The sequence below is a fragment of the Variovorax sp. P2_H12 genome (assembly GCF_056403395.1).
Window position 1 is genome coordinate 22965 of sequence record NZ_JBFUFO010000005.1, and the last position, 20492, is coordinate 43456.

Genomic DNA, 20492 nt, shown 5'->3' on the forward strand with positions numbered 1-20492 from the left:
GTCTCCTGTGCTCACATTGGGAAATATCCGACCGGCACGCCTTAGCTGCGCCGGAATTGCTCGATCTGGGCATCCAGGAAGGCCTGCATGCCCGCTCCGTAAGGTGGCCGCTGCTGCTGAAGCGCGGCCTCAGGCTGCTTCTGGACGAAGACTGAGACGCCGTTGCTGAAGGTTCTAAAGCCCTCGAAACCGCGGTAGCGCCCCATACCGCTGGCTCCGGAGCCGCCGAAGGGAATGTGCTCGTAGAAGATCTGGCACAGGACGTCGTTGATCAGCAGGCCCCCGGTCTGGATAGACTGCGTGACGAGCGCCTGCTCGTCGGCGTCCTCTCCGAAGTAGTAGGCCGACAGCGGGTTGGGCCGGGCCTGGATGTAGGCGAGTGCTTCCTGCACTGAGCCGTAGGGCAGGATCGGCAGGATGGGGCCGAAGATTTCTTCCTGCAGCACGGCCATCTCTTCGGTCGCGCCCAGCACCACGGTCAGGGGCAGCTTCCGGCTGCCGGCGGCGTCGCTATCGGCGTGCGGCTGCGTCAGCAGAGTGGCGCCTTTCGCGCGGGCTTCGTCGAGCAGGCCTTGCAGGCGGCGCAGATGCGCCTCATTGATGATGGCAGTGTAGTCGTCGTTGCGGTGGATCGTCGGGTACAGCTTCGCTGCCTCGGCCAGGATTCGGTCTGCCAGCGCGCGCTCCTGCCCGGCCGGCGCAAGCACGTAGTCCGGCGTGACACAGACCTGGCCGCCGAAGGCCAGCTTGCCGTGCGCCAGGCGCGCCGCTGCTTCGTCGTGCCGCGCGCTGCGGCCATAGACCACGGGGCTCTTCCCGCCCAGTTCCAGCGTCACGGGAGTCAGGTTCTCGGCGGCAGCCCGCATCACGTGCCGGGCCACGGTGGAGGAGCCGGTGAACAGCAGATGGTCGAACGGCAGACGGGTGAAGGCGCTGGCGACGTCGGCCGCGCCTTCGACGATCACCACTTCCTCGGGCGCGAAGGTCTTGGCGATCATGCGCGCCACCAGCGCCGAGGTGGCCGGCGAGAACTCCGAGGGCTTGACCATCGCGCGGTTGCCCGCCGCAAGGATGCCGGCCAACGGCAAGATGGTCAGAAGCACTGGCCCGTTCCAAGGGACCACCACGCCCACCACGCCGACCGGACGGTAGTGCACCGCCGCCCGGGTGCCGGACTGGGCCACGTAGTCTGGCAGTTCCACCGGCTGCGGATCCAGCCAGCGCGGCAGGCTCTCCATGGTGTAGCGGATGGCCGAGACGCCGCCGACGATGTCGGCCGCGCGCGTCAGAGCGCGCGAGCGCCCCTGGAAGTCCTGCGACAGGGTACGCACGATCTCGTCCTCGTGGTCGAGCAGCATGCGCTCCAGGCGCCTGAGCCGGTCCAGCCGGGTGGGGAAGTCGGGAACGCCCTCGCGCAGGAAGCTGTCTTTCTGCGCCTGCAGAAGGCGCTGCAGGCGGGCAGCGTGGTCGATCGAGGCGGGGGTGGACATGGCAAGTACCTTTCGGAGAAGCAAGAAGAAGCGTGTGGCGACCCGGCGGACCGAGCATTAGCGGCGCCGCAGCCAGCGCCGCAGGCTCGCGCCGCCGGTTGCCGCGATAAGCACGATCCCGGCGAACAACTGCTGGGAATAGGCCGGCGCGCCGATAAGAAGCAACCCCAGGGTGCCGATGCCGATCGTGTAGACCCCGATGACGGTGCCCAGGATGTGAAAGCGCCGCCGGGCCAGCGTCACATAGCCCAGGAAGGCGGCGGCAAAGGCCGGCAGCAGCATCGAGGTGCCGAACAGCGGCGTCAACGAGCCCTGGCGTGCCGTGTAGACGAAGCCGGCGAAGCTGGCCAGCACGGCGCATCCGACGTAGGCCAGCAGCACCCGACGCTCGACCCGGATCCCGGCCATGCGGCTGGCCGCCCGGTTGCTGCCAATGGCGTACAGGTGGCGCCCTGTCGCCGTGTAGCGAAGGGCCAAGCCGAGCAGCACCGCGAGCGCCGCCATGTAGAACAGCGGTGCCTGCAGGCCGCCAACGCTCCAGGTGCCCCAAAAGAGGAAGGCATCGGTGAAGCCGGTGAAGATCACCGAGTTGCCCGTGACCCACAACGTCAGGCCGTCCAGCAGACTGGACAGGCCGATCGTCGCCACCAGGGCGGGGATCTCTAGTGCGGTGACCAGCCAGCCGTTGGCCAGACCGATGAGGACCGCGCTGGCGAGCACGGCCAGCAGAGCGGCCGGGACGGGCCAGCCCTGGCGCGTGATCAGAACGGTGGCCAGGGCGCCCGAGAAGGAGGCGCAGGCCCCGATGGACAGGTCGAACTCGCCAACGATCAGCACCAGCGTCAGGCCGCAGGCGAGCAGTGCCAGCAGCGCGCCGTCGTTGAGGATCGTGGCCAGGTTCTCCAGCGTCGGGAAGACATCGGGCATGGCCAGGGCGAAGCCCGCGACAAGTAGCCCCAGGAACACCACTGGCGCCAGGCCGCCCGGTCCCGCGTCTGCGCCCCGCGTCGGGGTGCTGGGTGTGGCCGCGGCTGGCTCGTGCAATATGGAAGCGGACTGGGCTTGCCTCATGGGGTCGTCTCCAAGGAACTGTGTTTGGAAGTAAGAAGGCGGTGCAGCATCGCGTCCTTGGAGATCCCAGTGCCGGCAAGCTCGCCGTGCAGCGCGCCGTCCCTGAGCAGCAGCACCCGGTGGCACAGTGCTTCGAGTTCCTCCAGTTCGGAAGACGCGACCAGGACCGCACGCCCCTGCGCCGCCATCTCGCGGATGGCGCCGTAGATTTGCGCCTTCGCGCCGATGTCTACGCCATGCGTTGGCTCGTCGAGCAGCAGCAGGCGCACGGGGCCGACCAGCCAGCGCGAAAACAGGACCTTCTGCTGGTTGCCGCCTGACAGCGCGGACATCGGGGCATGGATCGATGGCATGCGCACCGAAAAGTGCTGGATCGCCGCCCCGGCCTCGCGTTGCTCCGCACGCCGCCGCACGAAGCCGCCCGCGCGAAAGCGCGACAGCCACGGCAGCGTCACGTTCTGCCAGATCGGCAGCGCATCGACGTAGCCGTCGTGGTTGCGGTCTTCGGTTACCAGCGCTACGCCGGCGCGCAAGGCATCCGGCACCACGCGGATCGTCTGCTCCTCGCCATCGAGCCAGATCCGCCCGGTACGTCGAGGCAGGGCGCCGAACAGCAGCTTGAGAAGGCGCGAGCGGCCGGCGCCGCCGAGTCCGGCGATGCCGACGATCTCCCCTCGGGCAACGGTGAAGCTCAACGGACCCATCAGCCCGTCGCCCAAGTCCTGTACGTGCAGCCGCGGCGGACCAGTGTCCGGCGCCACTGCCGTGCTCCGCGCGAAGACCTGCTCCACTGTGCTGCCGACGATCTCCTCGACCAGGCTGGTCTCGTCGAACGCGGCCAGGGGCCGGGTGCAGATCCTGCGGCCGTTGCGCAGCACCGTCACGCGGTCGGCGATGCGGAAGACCTCTTCCAGCCGATGGCTGACGTAGATGATGCCGACGCCGCGACTGCGCAAGGTGCGGATGGTCTCCAGAAGAATGCGGACCTCGGGCTCGGACAGAGCGGCCGTGACCTCGTCCAGCACCAGCACCGCAGGACTGCGTTGCAGAGCCCGGGCGAGCGCCACCATCTGCCGCTGGTGGGCGCTGAGTACGGCCAGCGGGCGCCGCGGATCGACCTGCAGGCCCAGAGCGGCCAGGCCGGCGGCGCAGTCCCGATGGTGAGCTCTCCAATCGATGAGGCCGCAGCGCCGGTGGCCGAAGGGCAGGCCGAGGAGGAAGTTCTCGGTGATCGAGAGTTCGGGCGCGAAGGCAGGCCGCTGGTGGACAAAGCCGATGCCCGCCGCCGCTGCATCGCCGGGGTGCCTCAGGCGCAAGGCCTGTCCGGCGAGGCGCATCGCGCCCCGGTCCGGGGCATGGTCGCCCGCAAGAATGCGGATCAGCGTCGACTTGCCGGCGCCGTTCTCGCCCACCAGTGCATGGATCTCGCCTGGACGCAGATCGAAGTCCACGCCCTGCAGTGCCTGCGTGCTGCCGAATGACTTGGCGATCTGCTCCAGTTCCAGAACCGGCGCCAGGCTGGCGCGGGCAGGATCCGGCTTCGGCATGGCCGTCACTGGCCGGACTTCCAAAGCGCTTGGTACTTCGCCTTGAAGTCCAGGCCCGGGTCGTAGCGCTTGCCGGGCCTGGCGTTGGCCTCCTGCACCAGTTGCAGCGGGAAGTCTTGGTTAACGCCTACCTCGACCTTGTTGATCGCACGGTTGCATTCGTCGATGCCGGCCCATGCCACCCATTCGAGGCCCCAGTTGATCGTGGCCGCCTGCCCGCCGCCGGACGCGATGGCGCTGAGGGCCACCGGTTCGCCGTCGAAGCCGAGCGTGCGGATCTCCTCCCGGCCGCGCKGCCGCGCGGTCGCCAGGACGGGCACCAGGGCCTCGTCGTAGGGGCCGACAACCCATTGGAGGCTGCCCTTGGCGTGTTTGGTCAGCAGCGCCTGGGTCTTCGTGATCAGATCGGGGGCACCGGCACCGACGTTGAATTCGACCTCCTCGACCACCCGCGCCGTGTTGCCGCCGTGGGCGGCAAGGTAGTCCTTGACGCCCCGCACCCGCTCTGCCAACTGGGGGAAGGCTGGTGCATTGAACAGCACGACGTTGCCACCACCCTTGGCCACGATGAAGGCGCCCAGCAACTTGCCGGCGGCATTTTGGTCGATGCCGTAGCCCACGTCGCCGCCGAACTGCCGCGGATCGTCGGCAAAGCCGGTGACGAAGGCGATGCCCTTTTCCTTGCCGCGCTGGATCTGCGTTCGGATGTCGCGAGAGGGAGAACCAAGCGTCAGCACGCAGGCCACGTTGCGATTGATCGCGGCATCGACAGCCTTCTGGGTGACCGCCGGATCGCCGGTGGCCTCGACCGCCACCACCGACCACCCGATCGCCTTCGCCGCAGCCGTGGCGTCGGCCAGCAGCGTCTGGCAGACCGAGAGCATCAGGGGGCAGGGAACGACCGCGACCGTCGCGCCCTTGGCCGGAGCCGGCGAGCGCTCCGCGCCGCGCCAGCGGACCGCGCCGTCGCCGAGCGTGTCGCGTGACATGACGGAGGCCGAGGCCTGCCCGACGACACGCGATGCGAAGGCGCGCGGGGTCTCGGACTGCGCGAACGACAGCCCCGGAAGGGCCAAAGCCAGGGCAAGGGAAATTAGGCCCGAGGGGCGGGCAGGGCTGCGCATGATCTGTCTCCTAATGTTCGTTGTTCCGCAACAGAGCGGCTTCAGCGAAATGTTAGGGCGGACGGGGTTCAGGCAGCCCGTGGATCGTGCGCGATAGATCGGTTTTTTGTGCAACTCGGCGGAAGGCTACTAGGTCTCTCAGCGCTGCTGCAGGCGCGCCTCGTTGGCTTCCTGGATGTGGTGGAAGTTGCTCTCGAGCCACTGCCAGCGCGGCCACGTGGGCCGCGGCCTCGGCGCCGAGCGGCGTGAGGTCGTACTCGACCTCGAGCGGAAATGACCGGATAGGACGTGCGACGCATCAGCCTGCCGCCTTCTAGACGTTGCAGCGTATGGGCCAGCATCTTCTCGCTCACTCCCGCCCCACGCACCTTCAAGGCCAGCGTATCGCCGGCGACAACAACGGTACGCAGGAGGCATCCTCATGCTCGGGTTCATTTCAGCCATTCAACACAGGGCATCCATGACCAAGAGCTACAAGCAAATCCAGAAAGAAATCGACGTTCTTCAACGGCAAGCGGACAAGCTCCGCTCCGCAGAAATCGAAGGCGTCGTCTCGCGAATCAAAGTCGCTATCAACCACTACGGCCTCACAGCCCATCAGCTCTTCGGAGCAAAAGCGCTCTCGCCCAAGACTCGCTCGGCGGCAGGCATGGTGCCCAAGTACAGCGATGGAAATGGCAGGACTTGGAGCGGCAGGGGAGAACGACCGACCTGGCTACGTGATGCGATCGCATCAGGCAAGAACCTCGAGGATTTCGCGACCCAAGGCAATCCCTCTGGGAGGGCAGTGACTCCGAAGCGGAAGGCAAGGCATCAGTATCGCGACCGAAGCGGCAATACTTGGTCTGGGATGGGCCCCAAGCCCCGGTGGATTAAAACAGCACTTGAAGCAGGCATGAAGCTGGAAGAGCTACAAGCCTAGGACATGGCGAGCATGTACCGCGCTCGTGCGGACACATAGCAATCGCTCAACGGTGTTCAGATGCCGCTTACTGTATGGATCTCCATCACAGGAGGACGGCGATCCACCGTGCATCCTGCTCGCTGTAGTCGAAACGCACATAGCGCGTGAGCTCCATGGAAGAAACGGAGGCTCTCCTCAGGACGGGAGTGCATGTTCCACCAAGGTTTCGGGCAGACGGCGTGTGAAACCCATCGAGTGCCGCGTCATCCAAAGGTTCATCCGCGAGCAGGCGGAGCAGCCGCCAAAGCCGTTCCCTCAATGCTCCGAGGCAAACGGGCAAGCCGTGGCGCAGCGCGGCACAAACCCGTATGACGCGTGTCCTGAAGGCACGACCGCAGTGGCAGAGGGCGTGGAGGTCATGCAAGGGCTGCCTCCTCAAGCAGCCGGCCGGTATTCAAACTCTTTCGCTACTTTGGTGAATCCCGACAGCAGTGTCGTGCTCTTCACCGGCATCGGCGATGGCGAAGGAAAAACCAGCGCGTCCGGGAAGAAGGTTTGCGCCGGCAAGGCGCTCGGCTCCGTAAGCTTGGTCTACACGCAGGGCAGCGGAGACGCCTCGTCGATGACCACGAAGACAGTCCAGGTCTTCGACTCCATATCGACCATGGACCCGGTGAAGGGGAGCCCGATGTATGTCGATGTGTTCATCAATGGCAAGCAGTACCGCCGGGTGCGCTTCTGAGGTGGCCATATATGTTGCGTAGCTCGATCCTCGAAGCCGCCTTTGTCGCATTCGCGATCGTCATGGCATGCCTGCTCGCTGCCGGTTGTTCATCACGACCAGAGCTCAAGAGTCCCGATCCGCAGGCGACTGAAATGCCGATCAACACGCCGGAAGCAGCGGCCGAGCTGCAGCGCATTCACGGGCGATGAAGCTCGTTGAGTTCATTTCGGTGGCGAGCCTTGTATTGCTCGCAGGACGCACGCCGGCGGAGAGCCTGGAAGTCCCGGCTGCAGCGCGTACTCCTGCCGCAACGGCTGCGAAGGCCGAATCGCCCGCTCCGGCACAACCCACCCCCAAGGATCTGCAGACCGGCCAACTGCAGATCCTCAACCAGGAGCGCGCACAGAGCCTCGCCCTACTGGCATCCGAGATGGCGGCAGCGAACAGGGACAGCTCGGAAGAACGCGCCGACCGGATCAGACGGCTGCAAGAGGACATCAGCGGGCTGGATCGAGAGATCTCGAGGGCCTCGAAGGCACCTCCGCCATCGCTGAGAAACACAACACCACGCGCACAACCCGGGCGCACCGAACCTGAGGCGAGAGCCACAGCAATCGCGTCCCCCACGACGAGCGACCCAGTCGCCTTCGAACGGTGGGACGTCTTCAAAAACTTTGGCAAGCAAGGAGCAACGCCATGAAGAAAATGAACTTTCAGCAACTTCTCACTGGGCAGCGCGCAAAGATCGCGACCGCAATGGCGCTCGCGGCCGTGCATGGCGCGAGTCATGCAGCCAACCTTGGTGGCTTGGACACCGCGAAAAGCACAGCGGAAGACGTCAAGACCGGGATCTATGCCTTTGTCGGCGTCCTGGCCCTCCTCTACCTGCTCTATCTCGGCGTGATGGCGTTCGCCGAAAAGAAGAGCTGGAGTGACTTCGGCTTCGGCGTCGTGCACGTGGCACTCGTCGGCGCTACGACAGCGCTTGGCACCTGGGCTTGGTTGCTCGGCCGCCGTCGGCGCCTGCGCCGGCGCCGATCTGATCGGCGAAGCGCTCGTTGCTGCGCTGTTAGTCCTGGCCAGCAACACGCTGCTGCGTCCGGTGGTCAACCGCATCAACCGGCGCCCCGTCCATGAGGAGTTCAGCGAAGCGACCTATGTGGTCTACGCGACCTGTTCGCGCAGCGCGCAATCCGAGGCACGGGAAAAACTGGTCGACCTGTTGGAGGCGGCCAACTACCCTGTTCGAGACGTCGCCCAGCATGCATTCGGGCAGCACGACGCCGAAATCGAAGCCACCTTGTACGCCACCGCGGTCGAGCCCGAGGACTCGACAAGGTCGTCAGCGAACTCGAGGCCCAGCCCGGCATCCGGCAGGCATTCTGGAATGCCAGGTCGGAGGACTGACCGCGAAGTGATCCAGTAGGGCCCGTTCACACCATTTCAGGCGCCTTTGCGACTTCGAAGAGACAGGAATTCCCGTCGCAGCGCGGCATCCCGCAGGAAGGTGCCGCGCATCACGCTGTTGGTCATGGCCGCATCGTTGTCCTTCACGCCGCGCCAGCGCATGCAGAAATGATCGGACTCCATCACCAGGGCCAGGCCGTCGGGCTTCACCCGCTGCTCGAGTTCATCGGCCAGCATCATGATCGCCTCTTCCTGGATCTGCGGGCGGCCCATGATCCAGTCGCAGATGCGGGCGTACTCCGACAGGCCGATCAGGTTGGAATGCGCGTTGGGCAGGATGCCGATCCACAGCTTCCCCATGATCGGGCACAGGTGGTGCGAGCAGGCACTGCGTACCGTGAGCGGGCCGACGATCATCAGCTGGTTCAGGCGCGACGCGTTCGGAAACTCCGTGACCGCCGGCATCGGGACATAGCGCCCGCGAAAGACCTCGGTCATGAACATGCGCGCCACGCGCCCGGCCGTCTGGTTCGTGTTGTGGTCGCTCTCGGTGTCGATCACGAGGGCGTGCAGCACCTCCTGCATCCTGCTGCGCACCTCGGCCTCCAGCTCCGCGAGTTCCCCCGGCATGAGGAAGGCCGAGATATTGTCGTTCGCGTGGTAGCGGCAGTCGGCACCGATCAGACGGTAGCGGATGCGGTCGGACGCGCTCATGGGCGCGGGCGGTGCTTCGGACCTGAAGATCGGGTCCGAGGGTTCTGTCGTTCTCAGCATGGGGCAGGTCGTGCTTCACAGCGACTTCAGGTACTCGGCCAGATCCGCGATCTCCTGCGCGCTCAGGCCCAGTCCGCGCTTCGCGTTGTAGGTGCTCGCGACGTCCTTGAGCGTCGCGGCCGACCCGTTGTGGAAGTAGGGCGCGTGCTGCCAGGCGCCCTTGAGCGGCGTGGTTCGATACTGCTTGCTCGCGGAGCGCGCGGCATAGCTCGGAGACTCCGGCTCGGCCATCGAGTCGGCGGGTGGGTGCAGCGTCGCGTTGGCATCCGTGAACAGGGCCCCGCTGTGGCAGCTCACGCACTTGCCGGCCCCCGCGAAGACGATCCTGCCTCGTTCAGCCGCGGCGGCATCGAAGCTGCCCGCCGGCGCGGCGGGTGCCTTCAGCGACAGCTGGTAGGCCTGCAGGGCCGGCAGCTTGCTCGTGACCAGGTCCTCGGTGCCGTGGATGATGTTCAGATTCAGGCGAGGCTCCGAGACCGACCCCTGGCCGCCCATCTCCGCCACGGCCACATATCGGTTCCAGTACGCGGGCTCGCTGCCGTCGCCGGTGAAGGTCACGCTGTGAATGCCCTCCAGCCCGTACGCCGGCGGGATCACCACCGGGTTGCTGATGCCGTCGACGTTGTGGCGCGGGTCGAACTTGCCCTTGCCCCAGGAATTGAAGACCGCCTTCATCGCCGCGTCCACCGCCGGCGACAGCGCGATGATGGCGCCCGGGTTCAGGTCCCGGTTCGCCCAGCCGTCGAGCCGCTTGCCGATGCCCGGCGCGAAGGAGTTGTCGACGGTCGAATGGCACAGCGCACAGGTGATGCCGACCCGGGTCAGCGCGTCCTTGCCCTTGACGGTCTCGACCTTGCCCTTGAGGCCGACCACGGCATCGAGCTTGAGCAGGGCAATCGTCGTGTCCGGGCTCTTGAGGTCGATGCTGCCGTCCTTGATGCCTTGCACCACCGCTGCCGGCAGCGCTTCGGCGTCCACCTTGAGGCCCACCGACAGCGCGGTCACCGGATCGACCGCGGCGCTGATGACTTCATGCATCCTCAGCGTATCGGTCCACTGGGCCTCGTCGCCGAAGGTGTCGAAGCGAAAGATAGCCTTTCCCTTCGCGATCAGCGCCGTTTGCTCGGCCTGCTGGGCCGCGGCCACCGCGGCGAACTGCTGAGCGCCCGAGTCGTCGGAGCCGCCGCCGCATGCGCTGAGCGAAAGAGCCGCGCTGAAGAGACTCGTGACCAGGATGCCGTGCGAGTCGACCGGGAGCCGCGACCTCGATGTGTGCTCTTGCATGACGTTTCCTTTTCTCATCGTTTCGCCGCCGCCTGCCTGCCGCACTCGGCGCCTGCGTTGGCATGCTGGAGGTAGGCGATCAGGTCGGCGCGGTCCTTCGGGTCGGCGATGCCGTCGTAGGTCATCGTGCTGCCGGGCACCACGCTCAGGGGCTTGGTCAGGAAGCGGTCGAGCGTCTTGTCGTTCCAGGTGATCCCGGACGCCTTCATCGCGGGCGAGTACCCGTAGCCGGGCACGCTGCCCGCGAGCCGGCCGAAGAGCCCGCAGTGCCGCGGTCCGACGCGATCGACGGCCAGCGCGTGGCAGGCCTGGCATCGCGCATAGACCTGCTCGCCGCGCACGGCGTCGGGCGCGGCGAGCGCGGGTCCGACGGCACCGAGCGCCAGCGCGGCGGCCGCCATGAGCCGGTGCGCGGGGGTCACGACATGAAGGCCGACGGGACCGGCGCCTCGCCGAGCGCCTGGCGCAGCACCGCCCAGTGCATCGCTTCGTCGCCCAGGATGCTGGCGGCGGCCTTGGCCAGGTCGCGGTCGCCGAACAGCGGCACCGCGCCCAGGTACGCGCTCACGGCACCCTGTTCCAGCTTGGCCGCGAACCTGAGCACGTCGGCCTGGGACTTCAGCTGTTCGGACGGAAAGCCATAGGCCTGCTTGGCCGTCACCGGCTTGCCGCCCAGCTTCTCGATGGTCTTGGCAAGCATGCTCGCATGCTCCTTGTGATGGCCCTGGAAGGTCACGGCCAGGTCGAGCACCGGCTTTTCGAGCAGCTTGCTCTCGGCGCCGAGCTGGTAGGCGGCGATCGCTTCGAGCTCCGCGCCCAGCGCGGTGTTGAGAATCTGGGTGTCGGCGGCATTCGCGCCGCCGGCCTTGGCGGCCAGCGCATCCTTGCCGGCCAGCAGCGCGACGGCCGCAGCCGACAGCACCAGCCCGGATCGGCCCAGGAACAGGCGGCGTGCCGCCATCGGGGTTGGCATCAAAAAGAACGACATGGTGATCTCCTCGTGGGTTGTCAGTCGCGGGGAATTTCCCGCTGGGTTGCAAGCTTTGCCAGCACGCCGCCGACGATGCGGTCGCAGCGGTCGCCGGCAAACGAAAATGCGTCGCCGACGGCGAGGTCGACATCGCGCGACAGGCCCTCGCGCAGCAGGCTGCGTGCGCGAAAGAAGCGCGTCCGCACGGTGGCTTCGGGCAGTTCGAGAACGACCGAGACCTCCTCGACGCTCATCTCCTCCACGGCGCGCAGCATGAAGACGGTGCGGTAGAGATCCGGCAGGCGATCGATGCGGGTCTCGATCAGCCGGCGCATTTCCTCCCGCATGGCCAGCCGGTCGGGCTGCCGGTCGATGTCGTCCTCCATCCACGGCTCCTCGGTGGGTTCGTCGCCCGGCGCCGAGGCGTCGAGGGGAATCACCCGCGCGCTGCGTCGGCGCAGGCGCGTCAGTGCTTCATTGACCACGATGCGCACTAGCCAGGTGGAGAGTTTTGCATCGGCACGAAAGCCGGCGAGCGCACGCCAGGCCTTGAGGTACGCGTCCTGCAAGGCGTCTTCGGTGTCGGCGTCGTTGTTCAGCACGCTGCGCGCGGTGCGAAACAGGAGCTGGTTGTGGCGCCGCATGATGGCTTCGAAGGCGGCCGCGTCGCCCTGCGAGGCGCGCAGCGCGAGCTCTGCGTCGGTGGTGCCTTCGAGCGCCACGGTGCGTGAGGGATGGTGTGCGTTGTGCATGTGGGCCTTTCACCCGTTAGACGGGGCGACTGCGCGGCACGTTTCAACTTTCGACGCCGCGGATCTCGCGCGTGCGTCCCGATCAGGACGACAGATGCGAGCTCAGCGCTTCTTCGACGCTCGCTGCGGACGCTGCGATGCGGGCTTGCCTTGGGTGGCGCGCGGGCTTGCCACTTGCCTGAGGCCGGCCAGCGCCGGGTCCACGAGCTTGCGGTCGCAATCCGCCGCGTAGACCGCATACGCGGGATAGAGAAATTCCGGCATGTCGGGCACGCGGCGCAGGCGCCCCGACTCGAGATGGGCGCGGACGACGTCGAGCCGGAAATAGCCGGTGCCCCCGGCTGCCAGAAGGTACTCGCGTCCCAGCGGGCCGAGGCCGGCCTTCACCGCGGCATTGGAGAGTTCGGGAAAGGCCAGCCCGTGCTGCGCAGCGAACTCCGGGCCCCAGTCGACATACACGTAGTCCGAGGCGCGCGGCGCGCGTGCGCGCTTGGCGGTGGTGACCATCACGAGCTTCTCCTCGATCAGGAGTTCGACGCGCAGCCCGGGACGATGCTGGGGCGCATAGACGATCGCGAGGTCCAGCACGCCGTCGGCCGTCTTGTCGAGAAGCTGGCCCGGAAAGCCGACTTCGGTGCGGATCGCCAGATGCGGCTCGGCGGAGCGCATCCACAGCATCCACTGCAGCAACAGCGGATCCCAGAGGCTGAGCTCGCAGCCGATGCTGAGCGCGGCGCGCCGACCGGCGGGCACCGCCACCTGGTGGCGCGCGCGCTCCCAGACCTGCACGAGGCTGGTCGCATGCGGCAGGAACTGCTCGCCCGCGGGGGTCAGCGTGGCGCCGGACTTGTTGCGGACGAACAGGGCGCGGCCCAGCAACTCTTCCAGCGTCCGCACGCGTGCGCTGACCGAGGTCGGCGTGACATGCAACTGTTCCGCGGCGCGCAGGAAGCTGCGCGTCTGCACGATCTCGAGGAAGGTCTGGGCGAGCGTGAGATCCATCCGGCATCCTGGTTTGGATGAGAAATCATTGCAGTGAAACGGCTATAAAACTCATTTTACTTTGATGAAGCCCGGAGGGATCATGATGCCCATGGGCCCCGCGCGGACGGCGAGGCCGCTGCATCGAAGGGCGCCTTCCGCGCCCCAACCCGAAAGGAGCGCACCATGAAAGCCAGTGACGACATGACCACGCCGCCCGGAGCGTGGCACGAGAGGGTCGAAGTGTCGTCGCCGGTGTGCTATGCCGAAGAGCTGGATGCGGCCTGTGTTCCGCCCATCGGCCCCGAGGAACTGCTCGACTCGCTGAACGAGTTGCTCGAAGCGGAGCGCGCCGGTGCCCGCGTCGCGATGCAGTTCATCAAGGCGGGCGGCGATGGCGCGCTCGGGCAGCTCGGCGAGCAGATCCGACGCGACGAAGTCAAGTGGTGCGGCATGCTCCTCCGGGCGATCCAGTCGATCGACGGCGCACCGAGCACCCGCACCGGCGCTTTCTACGACAGGGCGATGGCGATCGACGACCTGGACAAGCGACTGGCGTTCCTGAATCGCGGCCAGGCCTGGGTCGTCGACAGGCTGACGGCGCTGCTGCCGCGCCTGCGCGAAGGCGCGCTGCGCGATCACCTCGCCGAGATGTGCACGCGGCATGCGGACAACATCGTGCAGGTGGGCGGCTTCCTGGACCGCCGCGCCCTGGAGGCTACCTTCCCCGGAACACCGGCTCGCGCCGGGCGGCCATCGCCGCCACGCCTTCCTTGAAGTCTTCGGTGCCGAACTGCCGGTTCTGCTCGACGCTTTCGTGAGCGACCGCCTGCCGGATCGCTTCGACGAGTCCGGCGCGCAATGTGTTCCGGGTCGAGACCACGGCCAGCGGCGACGAGGTCGCGATCTCGGCCGCGAGCTTCAGCGCCTCGGCGCGCACCTGGGCCTGTGCCACCAGCACGTCGGCGAGGCCGATGGCCAGTGCCTCTTCGCCGCCGATGCGCCGGCCGGTGTAGAACAGCAGCGCCGCCTTTTGGGTGCCGACCAGGCGGGGCAGGGTGGTCGACAGACCGAAGCCCGGATGAAAGCCGAGCCGGTTGAAGTTGGCCGAGAAGCGCGCTTCCGGGCAGGTGACGCGAAAGTCCGCGACCAGGGCCAGGCCGAGCCCACCACCGATGGCGGGACCATGCACCGCGGCCACCATCGGCTTGGTGCAGGCGAACATCCGCAGGGCTTCGTCGTAGATCGGGTTGACGGCCCGCGGGCTCTTGCGTCCGGCGCTGTCGTCGGCCTTCGCGAAGTCGGCGCCCGCGCAGAACGCGCTGCCTTCCGCGCACAGCACGATCGCGCGGCAGTTCGCATCGGCTTCCAGTGCTTCGAAGGCGTTGGCCAGGCCGGCGATCAGCGGCGCGTCGAAGAAGTTGTGCGGGGGGCGGCGGATCTCCACGATGGCGACGTGCTTGTCGAAGCGAACGTCGATGTCGGGGTTGCTGAGGTCGGTGGTCATGCGGTGGGACTCCGGGTTCGGGGTTCAGATTTTCGGGGGCGTGCGCTCCGAGTAGACCCCAGACCGCGCACCGGCAAGAGCGGGCATGGCACACATCGTGCACAACGATGGCATGCTGCCCCTCGTGATCGAGACTTTCCCCCGACAACTCGGTAGATGGGGCGCGGGCCAGGCCCAGGCGCTGCGGGTGCTGCTCACCCTGGGAAGCCTGATGACGGCGTGCGGCGCGAGTGGGCGGATGGAGGCCGTGACCCCGCTGTTCCTGGGTGCCATCGCCAGCGCACTGGCCGAGACCGACGACAGCTGGCGCGGGCGCTATCGGGCCCAGGTCGTCACGCTGGTCTGCTTCGCGGTGGCCGCCTTCGCCGTCGCGGCCATGATCGATCGCCCCTACCTCTTCATCACGAGCCTCGCGCTCGCCGCGTTCTGGCTCACCATGCTCGGGGCGGTCGAGGCGCGCTACAAGGCGATCGGCTACGCCACGCTGATCCTTGCGATGTACACCACCCTGGGCATCGACAACCAGCCGCTGGCGGATCCTGTCGAGCGCTACCGCGAGCTGTGGCTCCTGCTCGCGGGCGCCGCCTGGTACGGGGTGTTCTCGGTGGCCTGGTGCCTGGCCTTCCCGGCCCAGCCGGTGCAGGCGCGGCTGGCCAGGCTGTACGCGGTGCTCGGCGACTACGTGCGCTTCAAGGCCTCCCTGTTCGAGCCCTTGCGCGGCATCGACATCGAGCGCAAGAGGCTGTCGCTCTCGCAGCTCAATGCGGAGGTGGTGGTCGAGCTCAATGCCGCCAAGGAAAGCATCTTCCGGCGCATCGGCGCGCGCGCGCCCACGGGGCGCATCGCGCGCTATCGCGGGCTCTACCTGATCGCGCAGGATGTGCACGAGCGCGCGAGTTCGTCCCATGACGACTACAACGCGCTGGCGGACGCCTTCTTTCACAGCGACCTGCTCTACCGCTGCCAGCGCGTGCTGCACCTGCAAGGCGAGGCTTGCCGGCGACTCGCGCTGTCGATCGAGCGGCGCGAGCCTTTCGCCGCCGACACCGCGACGGTGCAGGCGCTGGCGGAATTGCGCAGCGCGATCGCGCACGAGCGCCAGCATGCGCACGAGCCCGGGCGACTGGCGCTGCTCGCCTCGGTCGAGGCGCTGGCGCGCAACCTGGAGCAGCTCGACGGGCAACTGGCCGGCGCCAGCGAGCCCACGGCGCGGGCCGGGCGTACGGACATGGGCCTGCTCGACCGCTCGCCCCACTCCTGGCGCGACGCGGCCGAGCGCATTCGACGCCAGCTCGCGCCGCGCTCGCCACTGTTTCGCCATGCGCTGCGGCTGGCGGTCGCGCTCGTGGCCGGCTATGGGGTCATGCGCCTGATCCACCCGGCGCAGGGCTACTGGATCCTGCTGACGACGCTGTTCGTCTGCCAGCAGACCTGGGGCGACACCATGTCGCGCATGGGCCAGCGCATGGCGGGTACGGCGCTCGGCGTGGTGATCGGCTGGGCGCTGCTGGAGCTGTTTCCCCAGCATCTGCTCCAGGCGCTGCTGGCGGTGGCGGCCGGTGTGCTCTTCTTCGCGACGCGCGCCACGCGCTACCTGCTGGCGACGGCCTGCATGACGGTGCTGGTGCTGATGTGCTTCAACCAGGTGGGCGACAGCGGCGTGCTGATCGTGCCGCGGCTGGTCGATACCGCCATCGGCAGCGCGATCGCGGGGCTCGCCATGGTGCTGGTGCTGCCCCATTGGCAGGCGCGGCGCTTCAACGAACTGGCGGCCGCGGCAATGCGCTACCAGGCCCTTTATCTGCGGGAGATCGCCGCCCAGTACCGCGCCGGCGCCCGCGACGACCTGCCTTATCGGCTGGCCAGGCGCAACGCCCACAACGCCGACGCCGCGCTGGCGGTCGCGGTGTCCGAGATGTTCCGCGAGCCGGCCGTCGTGCGGCCGCGCGCCGGCGTGGCGCTGCGCTTCCTGATTCAATCGCACACCCTGTTGAGCTATCTGTCGGCGCTCGGCGCGCACCGCGTGGCGTTGCAGAGTCCGGCGCATGCCGAGGCGTTGCGCGCCGCGGCCGACGTCGCGGGCGAGGCGGTGGATGCATTGGCGGCGAATATCGAGCAGGCGTCCGCGGCTGCCGTCGAGGCGATGGCGGCGACGCCCCTGGCCGATCCCCAGGCGCTGGCAGGCCTGTTCGGCTCGGACGACGAGACCGACCCTGCGGTGCAACTGCTTCGCACCGAACTCCGGCTGATCGGGCTGCAGATCGAGGCCCTGCGCGGCTACGCCGTCCGATGGCTGCGGCTGGAAGAGGCTGGCGCGGCGGAAGGCGGGTAGGGCGATCCGGCGAGAACGGCCCGCCGGCCGTTCGGTCGCATGCGTGCGTGGCTTGGCGATGGCATGCGTGAGACGGGTTTTGTTCCCCATACGGAACAAAATGCCCTGCTTTGGCGCTCGTTGGCTGTATTTTCCGCCCAGCTTCGGGCAAACACTCATAAGAAAGTCGTTCGATTGCCTTGATTCGCCTTGATGTTTGATCAAACATCAAACATCAAGATTGTTGAAGACCCAGTACCCATGAAGGATCCGACTCCGACCCCGTTCGACCCCCTCGCGGCCCTGGAACCGATCGTCCGCTCGTCGGTGAATGAGTCCGTCTATCAGGCCTTGCGCAACAAGCTGATGCATGGCGAGTACCGCGCCGGGCAGCTGCTGGGCATCCAGTACCTGGCCGATGCGCTGGGCACCAGCACGATGCCGGTGCGCGAGGCGCTGCGCCGGCTGGTGGCCCAGCAAGGGCTGGAGCCCATGCCCAACGGCACCACGCGCGTGCCCCTGATCACCAAGGCGCGGCTTGACGACATCCGCCGCTCGCGCATCCTCGTCGAGGGCACCATCACGGAGTGGGCCGCCGCGCGCCTGACGCCGGCCACGCTGGACACGCTGGCGCGCCTGGCCGAGGACATCACGCGCGCTCGCCGCAGCCGCGACGGCATCGCGACCAGCCTGGAGAAGAACCGCGTCTTCCACTTCACGATCTACCAGGCGGCCGAGTCGCCCGTGATGATGGCCGTGATCGAAAGCCTCTGGCTGCAGTCGGGCGCCTACCTGCGCGCGACGCGCGAGTTCCTGCACACCGACCAGGAGCCCGCCGACCAGCTGCACGAATCCACCATCGAGGCGATCCGGCAGGGCGACTACGCCCGGGCGCGCCAATGCATCGAACTCGACGTCTCGTGGATCTTCGACCGCCTGAGCCTCGAATCGCTCGGCATCGATCTTCCCGCCCAGCCGCAACCCGGCTGATCGATCTCTCACCCCACTGAACTCCCACGACCCATGTTGCACAAGCACCGATCGAAAATGGTTACCCAGGGCCCCAGCCGGGCCGCCCACCGCGCCTTCCTGCGCGCCACCGGCATGGGCGACGAGGACATGGACAAGTCGCTCGTCGGCATCGTCAGCACCGCGGGCGACAACACGCCGTGCTCCAAGTCGCTGGGCCCGCAGGCCGACAGCGCCCGCCTGGGCGTGGCCGAGGGCGGCGGCTTTCCGGTCTCCTTCTCCACCATCTCGGTGTCCGACGGCACCTCGATGAACCACGACGGCATGCGCATGAGCCTGCTGTCGCGCGAGCTGATCGCCGACAGCATCGAGGTGGCCGTGCGCGGCCATGCCTACGACGCGCTGGTCGGCTTCGCGGGCTGCGACAAGACCCTGCCCGGCACCATGATGGCGATGGTGCGCCTGAACGTGCCGTCGGTGTTCGTCTACGGCGGCTCGATGCTGCCGGGCCGCACGGCCGAAGGCGGCGAGAACACCGTGCTGACCGCCATCGAAGGGGTGGGGCGCTACCAGACCGGCGAGATCACGCGCGCGCAGCTCGACCAGGTCGAGCGCAGCTGCGCCATGACGGTCGGCGCCTGCCCGGGCCAGTTCACCGCCAACACCATGGGGATGGTGGGCGAGACGCTGGGCCTCTCCATGCTGGGCTCGGCCACCATGCCCGCGGTCTACAGCGAACGCTACGCGCTGGCGCGCCGGGCCGGACGGCGCGTCATGGAGATCCTGCGCAGCGGCGGCCCGCTGCCGCGCGACCTGGTGACCCGCAAGAGCATCGAGAACGCCTGTGCCGCGGTCGCCGCCACGGGCGGATCGACCAACGCCGCGCTGCACATCCCCGCGATCGCGCACGAGGCGGGCATCCGCTTCACGCTCGACGACGTGGCCGAGGTCTTCAATCGCACGCCCCTCATCGCCGACCTGCAGCCGGGCGGGCGCTATCTGGCGCGCGATCTCGACGTCATCGGCGGCGTGCCCGCCGTGCTGAATGCGCTGCTGCGCAGCGGCCACCTGCATGGCGACACGCTGACGCTCACCGGCCGCACGCTGGCCGAGGAACTGGCCGCCTTCCCGGGGGCCGACGGCAAGATCGTGCGCCACAGCGACGCCCCGCTGCACCCGACCGGCGGCCTGGTCGTGCTCAAGGGCAACCTCTGTCCCAACGGCGCGCTGCTCAAGATCGCCGGCCTCAAGTCGCTGAGCTTCGAAGGCCGGGCCCGGGTGTTCGAGAACGAAGAGGCCTGCATGCGGGTCGTGACCGAGCGCGCCTACCAGGAAGGCGACGTGCTGCTGATCCGCAACGAAGGGCCCAAGGGCGGGCCGGGCATGCGCGAGATGCTCAGTGTCACGGCCGCGATCTATGGCCAGGGCATGGGCGAGAAGGTCGCGCTGCTGACCGACGGCCGATTCTCCGGCGCGACGCGCGGGATGTGCATCGGCTACGTCAGCCCGGAAGCCGCCGCCGGCGGCCCGATCGCGCTGGTGCGCGAGGGCGACCGCATCCGCATCGACGCCACGGCCGGGACCATCGAGCTGGACGTCGACGCCCGGGAGCTGGCGGCGCGCCAGGCGGCCTGGAAGCCGCAGGCCTCCGAGCGCCTGGCCGGCGCGCTCGAAAAGTATGCGCGCCTGGTCGGGCCGACCCATGAAGGGGCGGTCACGCACGCGGGCCGGGTCATCTGGGCCTACGAAGAACCCGAGAAGGCCTGAGCGATGAAGATCGGTTTCTGTGGTCTGGGGCTCATGGGCGCCCCGATGGTTCGCAAGCTGCTGGCGGCAGGCCATGCCGTGAAGGTGTGGAACCGCTCGCCCCAGAAGATCGCGCCGCTGGCGGCCCTTGGCGCCGAGGCGGTCGCCACACCCGCGCGGGCCGCCAGCGACGTCGATGCCGTGCTGCTGTGCCTCTATGACGCCGAGGCGGTCGAGTCGGTGGTGTTCGGCGCCGAGGGCGTGGTCCACGCCGCCGGCCTGAAATGGCTCGCCGACCACTCGAGCATTCCGCCCGAGGCGACCCGCGGCTATGCCCGGCGCCTCGAAGCGGCCTGCGGCGCGGTCTGGATCGACGCCCCGGTGTCGGGCGGCATCGCGGGCGTGGAGGCCGGGACGCTGGCGATCATGGCCGGCGGCCCCGCGGACCGCGTGGCGCAGGCGGCACAGGCCATGCGCGCCTATGCCGGGCGCGTCACCCACATGGGCACCAGCGGTGCCGGGCAAGCCACCAAGCTGTGCAACCAGGCCATCGTGGCGACCACCGTGGTAGCGATCGCCGAGGCGATCGGCCTGGCGCAGCGCAACGGCATCGACGTCGGCAAGCTGGCCGAGGCCCTGGCGGGCGGCTGGGCCGACTCGAAGCCGCTGCAGGTCTTCGTGCCCCGCATGATCGAAGTCCAGAGCGAATCGATCGGCGCGCTCTCGACCATGCTGAAGGACGTCGACACCGTCGCCGCGCTGGCACAGAAGAGCGACGCGCCGATGCCGGTGACCAGCTCGGTGCAGCAGGTCCTGCGCGCGGCGTCGGCGCTGGGCCTCGGCGCGGCCGAGCTGTCGGCTGTCGTCAGCATCATGCTGCCCGAGCGCCGCGCGGCTTTCGCGCGGACCGTGGGCCAGTGACCGCGCCGGA

19 protein-coding genes and 2 pseudogenes are annotated in these 20492 nt (G+C 68.0%); 10 read left to right on the forward strand and 11 right to left on the reverse strand.

What is annotated here, in order from left to right; genetic code table 11:
- Positions 1-41: 41 nt before the first annotated feature.
- Genes AC1DYK_RS04565 through AC1DYK_RS04580 form a run of 4 tightly spaced genes read right to left on the reverse strand, consistent with a single transcriptional unit; the run spans position 42 to position 5232 of the window.
- Complete coding sequence (locus AC1DYK_RS04565; protein WP_478165176.1) at positions 42-1490, reverse strand: aldehyde dehydrogenase family protein; 1449 nt, start codon at positions 1488-1490, stop codon at positions 42-44.
- Positions 1491-1547: 57 nt separating this feature from the next.
- A complete protein-coding gene (locus AC1DYK_RS04570) occupies positions 1548-2561 on the reverse strand; it encodes an ABC transporter permease (protein ID WP_478165177.1) in 1014 nt (337 codons plus the stop codon).
- The gene (locus tag AC1DYK_RS04575; protein ID WP_478165178.1) at positions 2558-4108 is read right to left on the reverse strand and encodes a sugar ABC transporter ATP-binding protein; all 1551 of its coding nucleotides are present in this window, start codon (positions 4106-4108) and stop codon (positions 2558-2560) included. The genes AC1DYK_RS04570 and AC1DYK_RS04575 overlap by 4 nt, the downstream gene beginning before the upstream one ends.
- Positions 4109-4113: 5 nt before the next feature.
- The gene (locus AC1DYK_RS04580; protein ID WP_478165179.1) at positions 4114-5232 is read right to left on the reverse strand and encodes a sugar ABC transporter substrate-binding protein; all 1119 of its coding nucleotides are present in this window, start codon (positions 5230-5232) and stop codon (positions 4114-4116) included.
- 460 nt (positions 5233-5692) lie between these two features.
- On the opposite strand from AC1DYK_RS04580, the gene AC1DYK_RS04585 reads away from it, so the two are divergent.
- The 5 genes and pseudogenes from AC1DYK_RS04585 to AC1DYK_RS04605 form a co-directional block, all read left to right on the forward strand.
- The gene (locus AC1DYK_RS04585; RefSeq protein ID WP_478165180.1) at positions 5693-6154 is read left to right on the forward strand and encodes an H-NS family nucleoid-associated regulatory protein; all 462 of its coding nucleotides are present in this window, start codon (positions 5693-5695) and stop codon (positions 6152-6154) included.
- Positions 6155-6377: 223 nt separating this feature from the next.
- Complete coding sequence (locus AC1DYK_RS04590; RefSeq protein WP_478165181.1) at positions 6378-6878, forward strand: hypothetical protein; 501 nt, start codon at positions 6378-6380, stop codon at positions 6876-6878.
- 14 nt (positions 6879-6892) lie between these two features.
- The gene (locus tag AC1DYK_RS04595; RefSeq protein WP_478165182.1) at positions 6893-7069 is read left to right on the forward strand and encodes a hypothetical protein; all 177 of its coding nucleotides are present in this window, start codon (positions 6893-6895) and stop codon (positions 7067-7069) included.
- A 496-nt stretch (positions 7070-7565) separates the two neighbouring features.
- A pseudogene (locus AC1DYK_RS04600) lies at positions 7566-7844 on the forward strand (TrbC/VirB2 family protein); the annotation flags it as partial.
- A 22-nt stretch (positions 7845-7866) separates the two neighbouring features.
- Positions 7867-8267: pseudogene (locus AC1DYK_RS04605) on the forward strand (MgtC/SapB family protein); the annotation flags it as partial.
- A 36-nt stretch (positions 8268-8303) separates the two neighbouring features.
- On the opposite strand, the gene folE reads toward AC1DYK_RS04605, so the two are convergent.
- The 6 genes from folE to AC1DYK_RS04635 form a co-directional block, all read right to left on the reverse strand.
- Positions 8304-8981 (reverse strand): GTP cyclohydrolase I, encoded by a 678-nt coding sequence (folE, locus tag AC1DYK_RS04610; protein ID WP_478165183.1) that lies wholly within the window; start codon positions 8979-8981, stop codon positions 8304-8306.
- A gap of 75 nt (positions 8982-9056) precedes the next feature.
- Complete coding sequence (locus AC1DYK_RS04615) at positions 9057-10325, reverse strand: c-type cytochrome (protein ID WP_478165184.1); 1269 nt, start codon at positions 10323-10325, stop codon at positions 9057-9059.
- A gap of 14 nt (positions 10326-10339) precedes the next feature.
- The gene (locus AC1DYK_RS04620) at positions 10340-10726 is read right to left on the reverse strand and encodes a c-type cytochrome (RefSeq protein WP_478165312.1); all 387 of its coding nucleotides are present in this window, start codon (positions 10724-10726) and stop codon (positions 10340-10342) included.
- A gap of 17 nt (positions 10727-10743) precedes the next feature.
- Complete coding sequence (locus AC1DYK_RS04625; RefSeq protein WP_478165185.1) at positions 10744-11313, reverse strand: ferritin-like domain-containing protein; 570 nt, start codon at positions 11311-11313, stop codon at positions 10744-10746.
- Positions 11314-11333: 20 nt separating this feature from the next.
- Positions 11334-12047, reverse strand: coding sequence for an RNA polymerase sigma factor (locus AC1DYK_RS04630; RefSeq protein ID WP_478165186.1), 714 nt, complete (start codon positions 12045-12047; stop codon positions 11334-11336).
- A 102-nt stretch (positions 12048-12149) separates the two neighbouring features.
- Positions 12150-13049 carry a LysR family transcriptional regulator gene (locus AC1DYK_RS04635; protein WP_478165187.1) on the reverse strand — a complete coding sequence of 300 codons (900 nt, stop codon included), beginning with the start codon at positions 13047-13049 and terminating at the stop codon, positions 12150-12152.
- Between the two features lie 165 nt (positions 13050-13214).
- On the opposite strand from AC1DYK_RS04635, the gene AC1DYK_RS04640 reads away from it, so the two are divergent.
- Positions 13215-13805 (forward strand): DUF6306 domain-containing protein, encoded by a 591-nt coding sequence (locus AC1DYK_RS04640; protein ID WP_478165188.1) that lies wholly within the window; start codon positions 13215-13217, stop codon positions 13803-13805.
- Here AC1DYK_RS04640 and AC1DYK_RS04645 read toward each other — a convergent pair.
- A complete protein-coding gene (locus AC1DYK_RS04645) occupies positions 13747-14535 on the reverse strand; it encodes an enoyl-CoA hydratase/isomerase family protein (RefSeq protein WP_478165189.1) in 789 nt (262 codons plus the stop codon). The genes AC1DYK_RS04640 and AC1DYK_RS04645 overlap by 59 nt on opposite strands.
- A gap of 85 nt (positions 14536-14620) precedes the next feature.
- Between AC1DYK_RS04645 and yccS the strand changes: the two genes are divergently transcribed.
- The 4 genes from yccS (at position 14621) to AC1DYK_RS04665 (ending at position 20482) form a co-directional block, all read left to right on the forward strand.
- The gene (yccS, locus tag AC1DYK_RS04650; protein ID WP_478165190.1) at positions 14621-16867 is read left to right on the forward strand and encodes a YccS family putative transporter; all 2247 of its coding nucleotides are present in this window, start codon (positions 14621-14623) and stop codon (positions 16865-16867) included.
- 240 nt (positions 16868-17107) lie between these two features.
- Positions 17108-17836, forward strand: coding sequence for a GntR family transcriptional regulator (locus tag AC1DYK_RS04655; RefSeq protein ID WP_478165191.1), 729 nt, complete (start codon positions 17108-17110; stop codon positions 17834-17836).
- 33 nt (positions 17837-17869) lie between these two features.
- Positions 17870-19582 (forward strand): dihydroxy-acid dehydratase, encoded by a 1713-nt coding sequence (gene ilvD, locus AC1DYK_RS04660; protein ID WP_478165192.1) that lies wholly within the window; start codon positions 17870-17872, stop codon positions 19580-19582.
- 3 nt (positions 19583-19585) lie between these two features.
- Complete coding sequence (locus tag AC1DYK_RS04665) at positions 19586-20482, forward strand: NAD(P)-dependent oxidoreductase (protein WP_478165193.1); 897 nt, start codon at positions 19586-19588, stop codon at positions 20480-20482.
- The last annotated feature ends 10 nt before the right edge of the window (positions 20483-20492 follow it).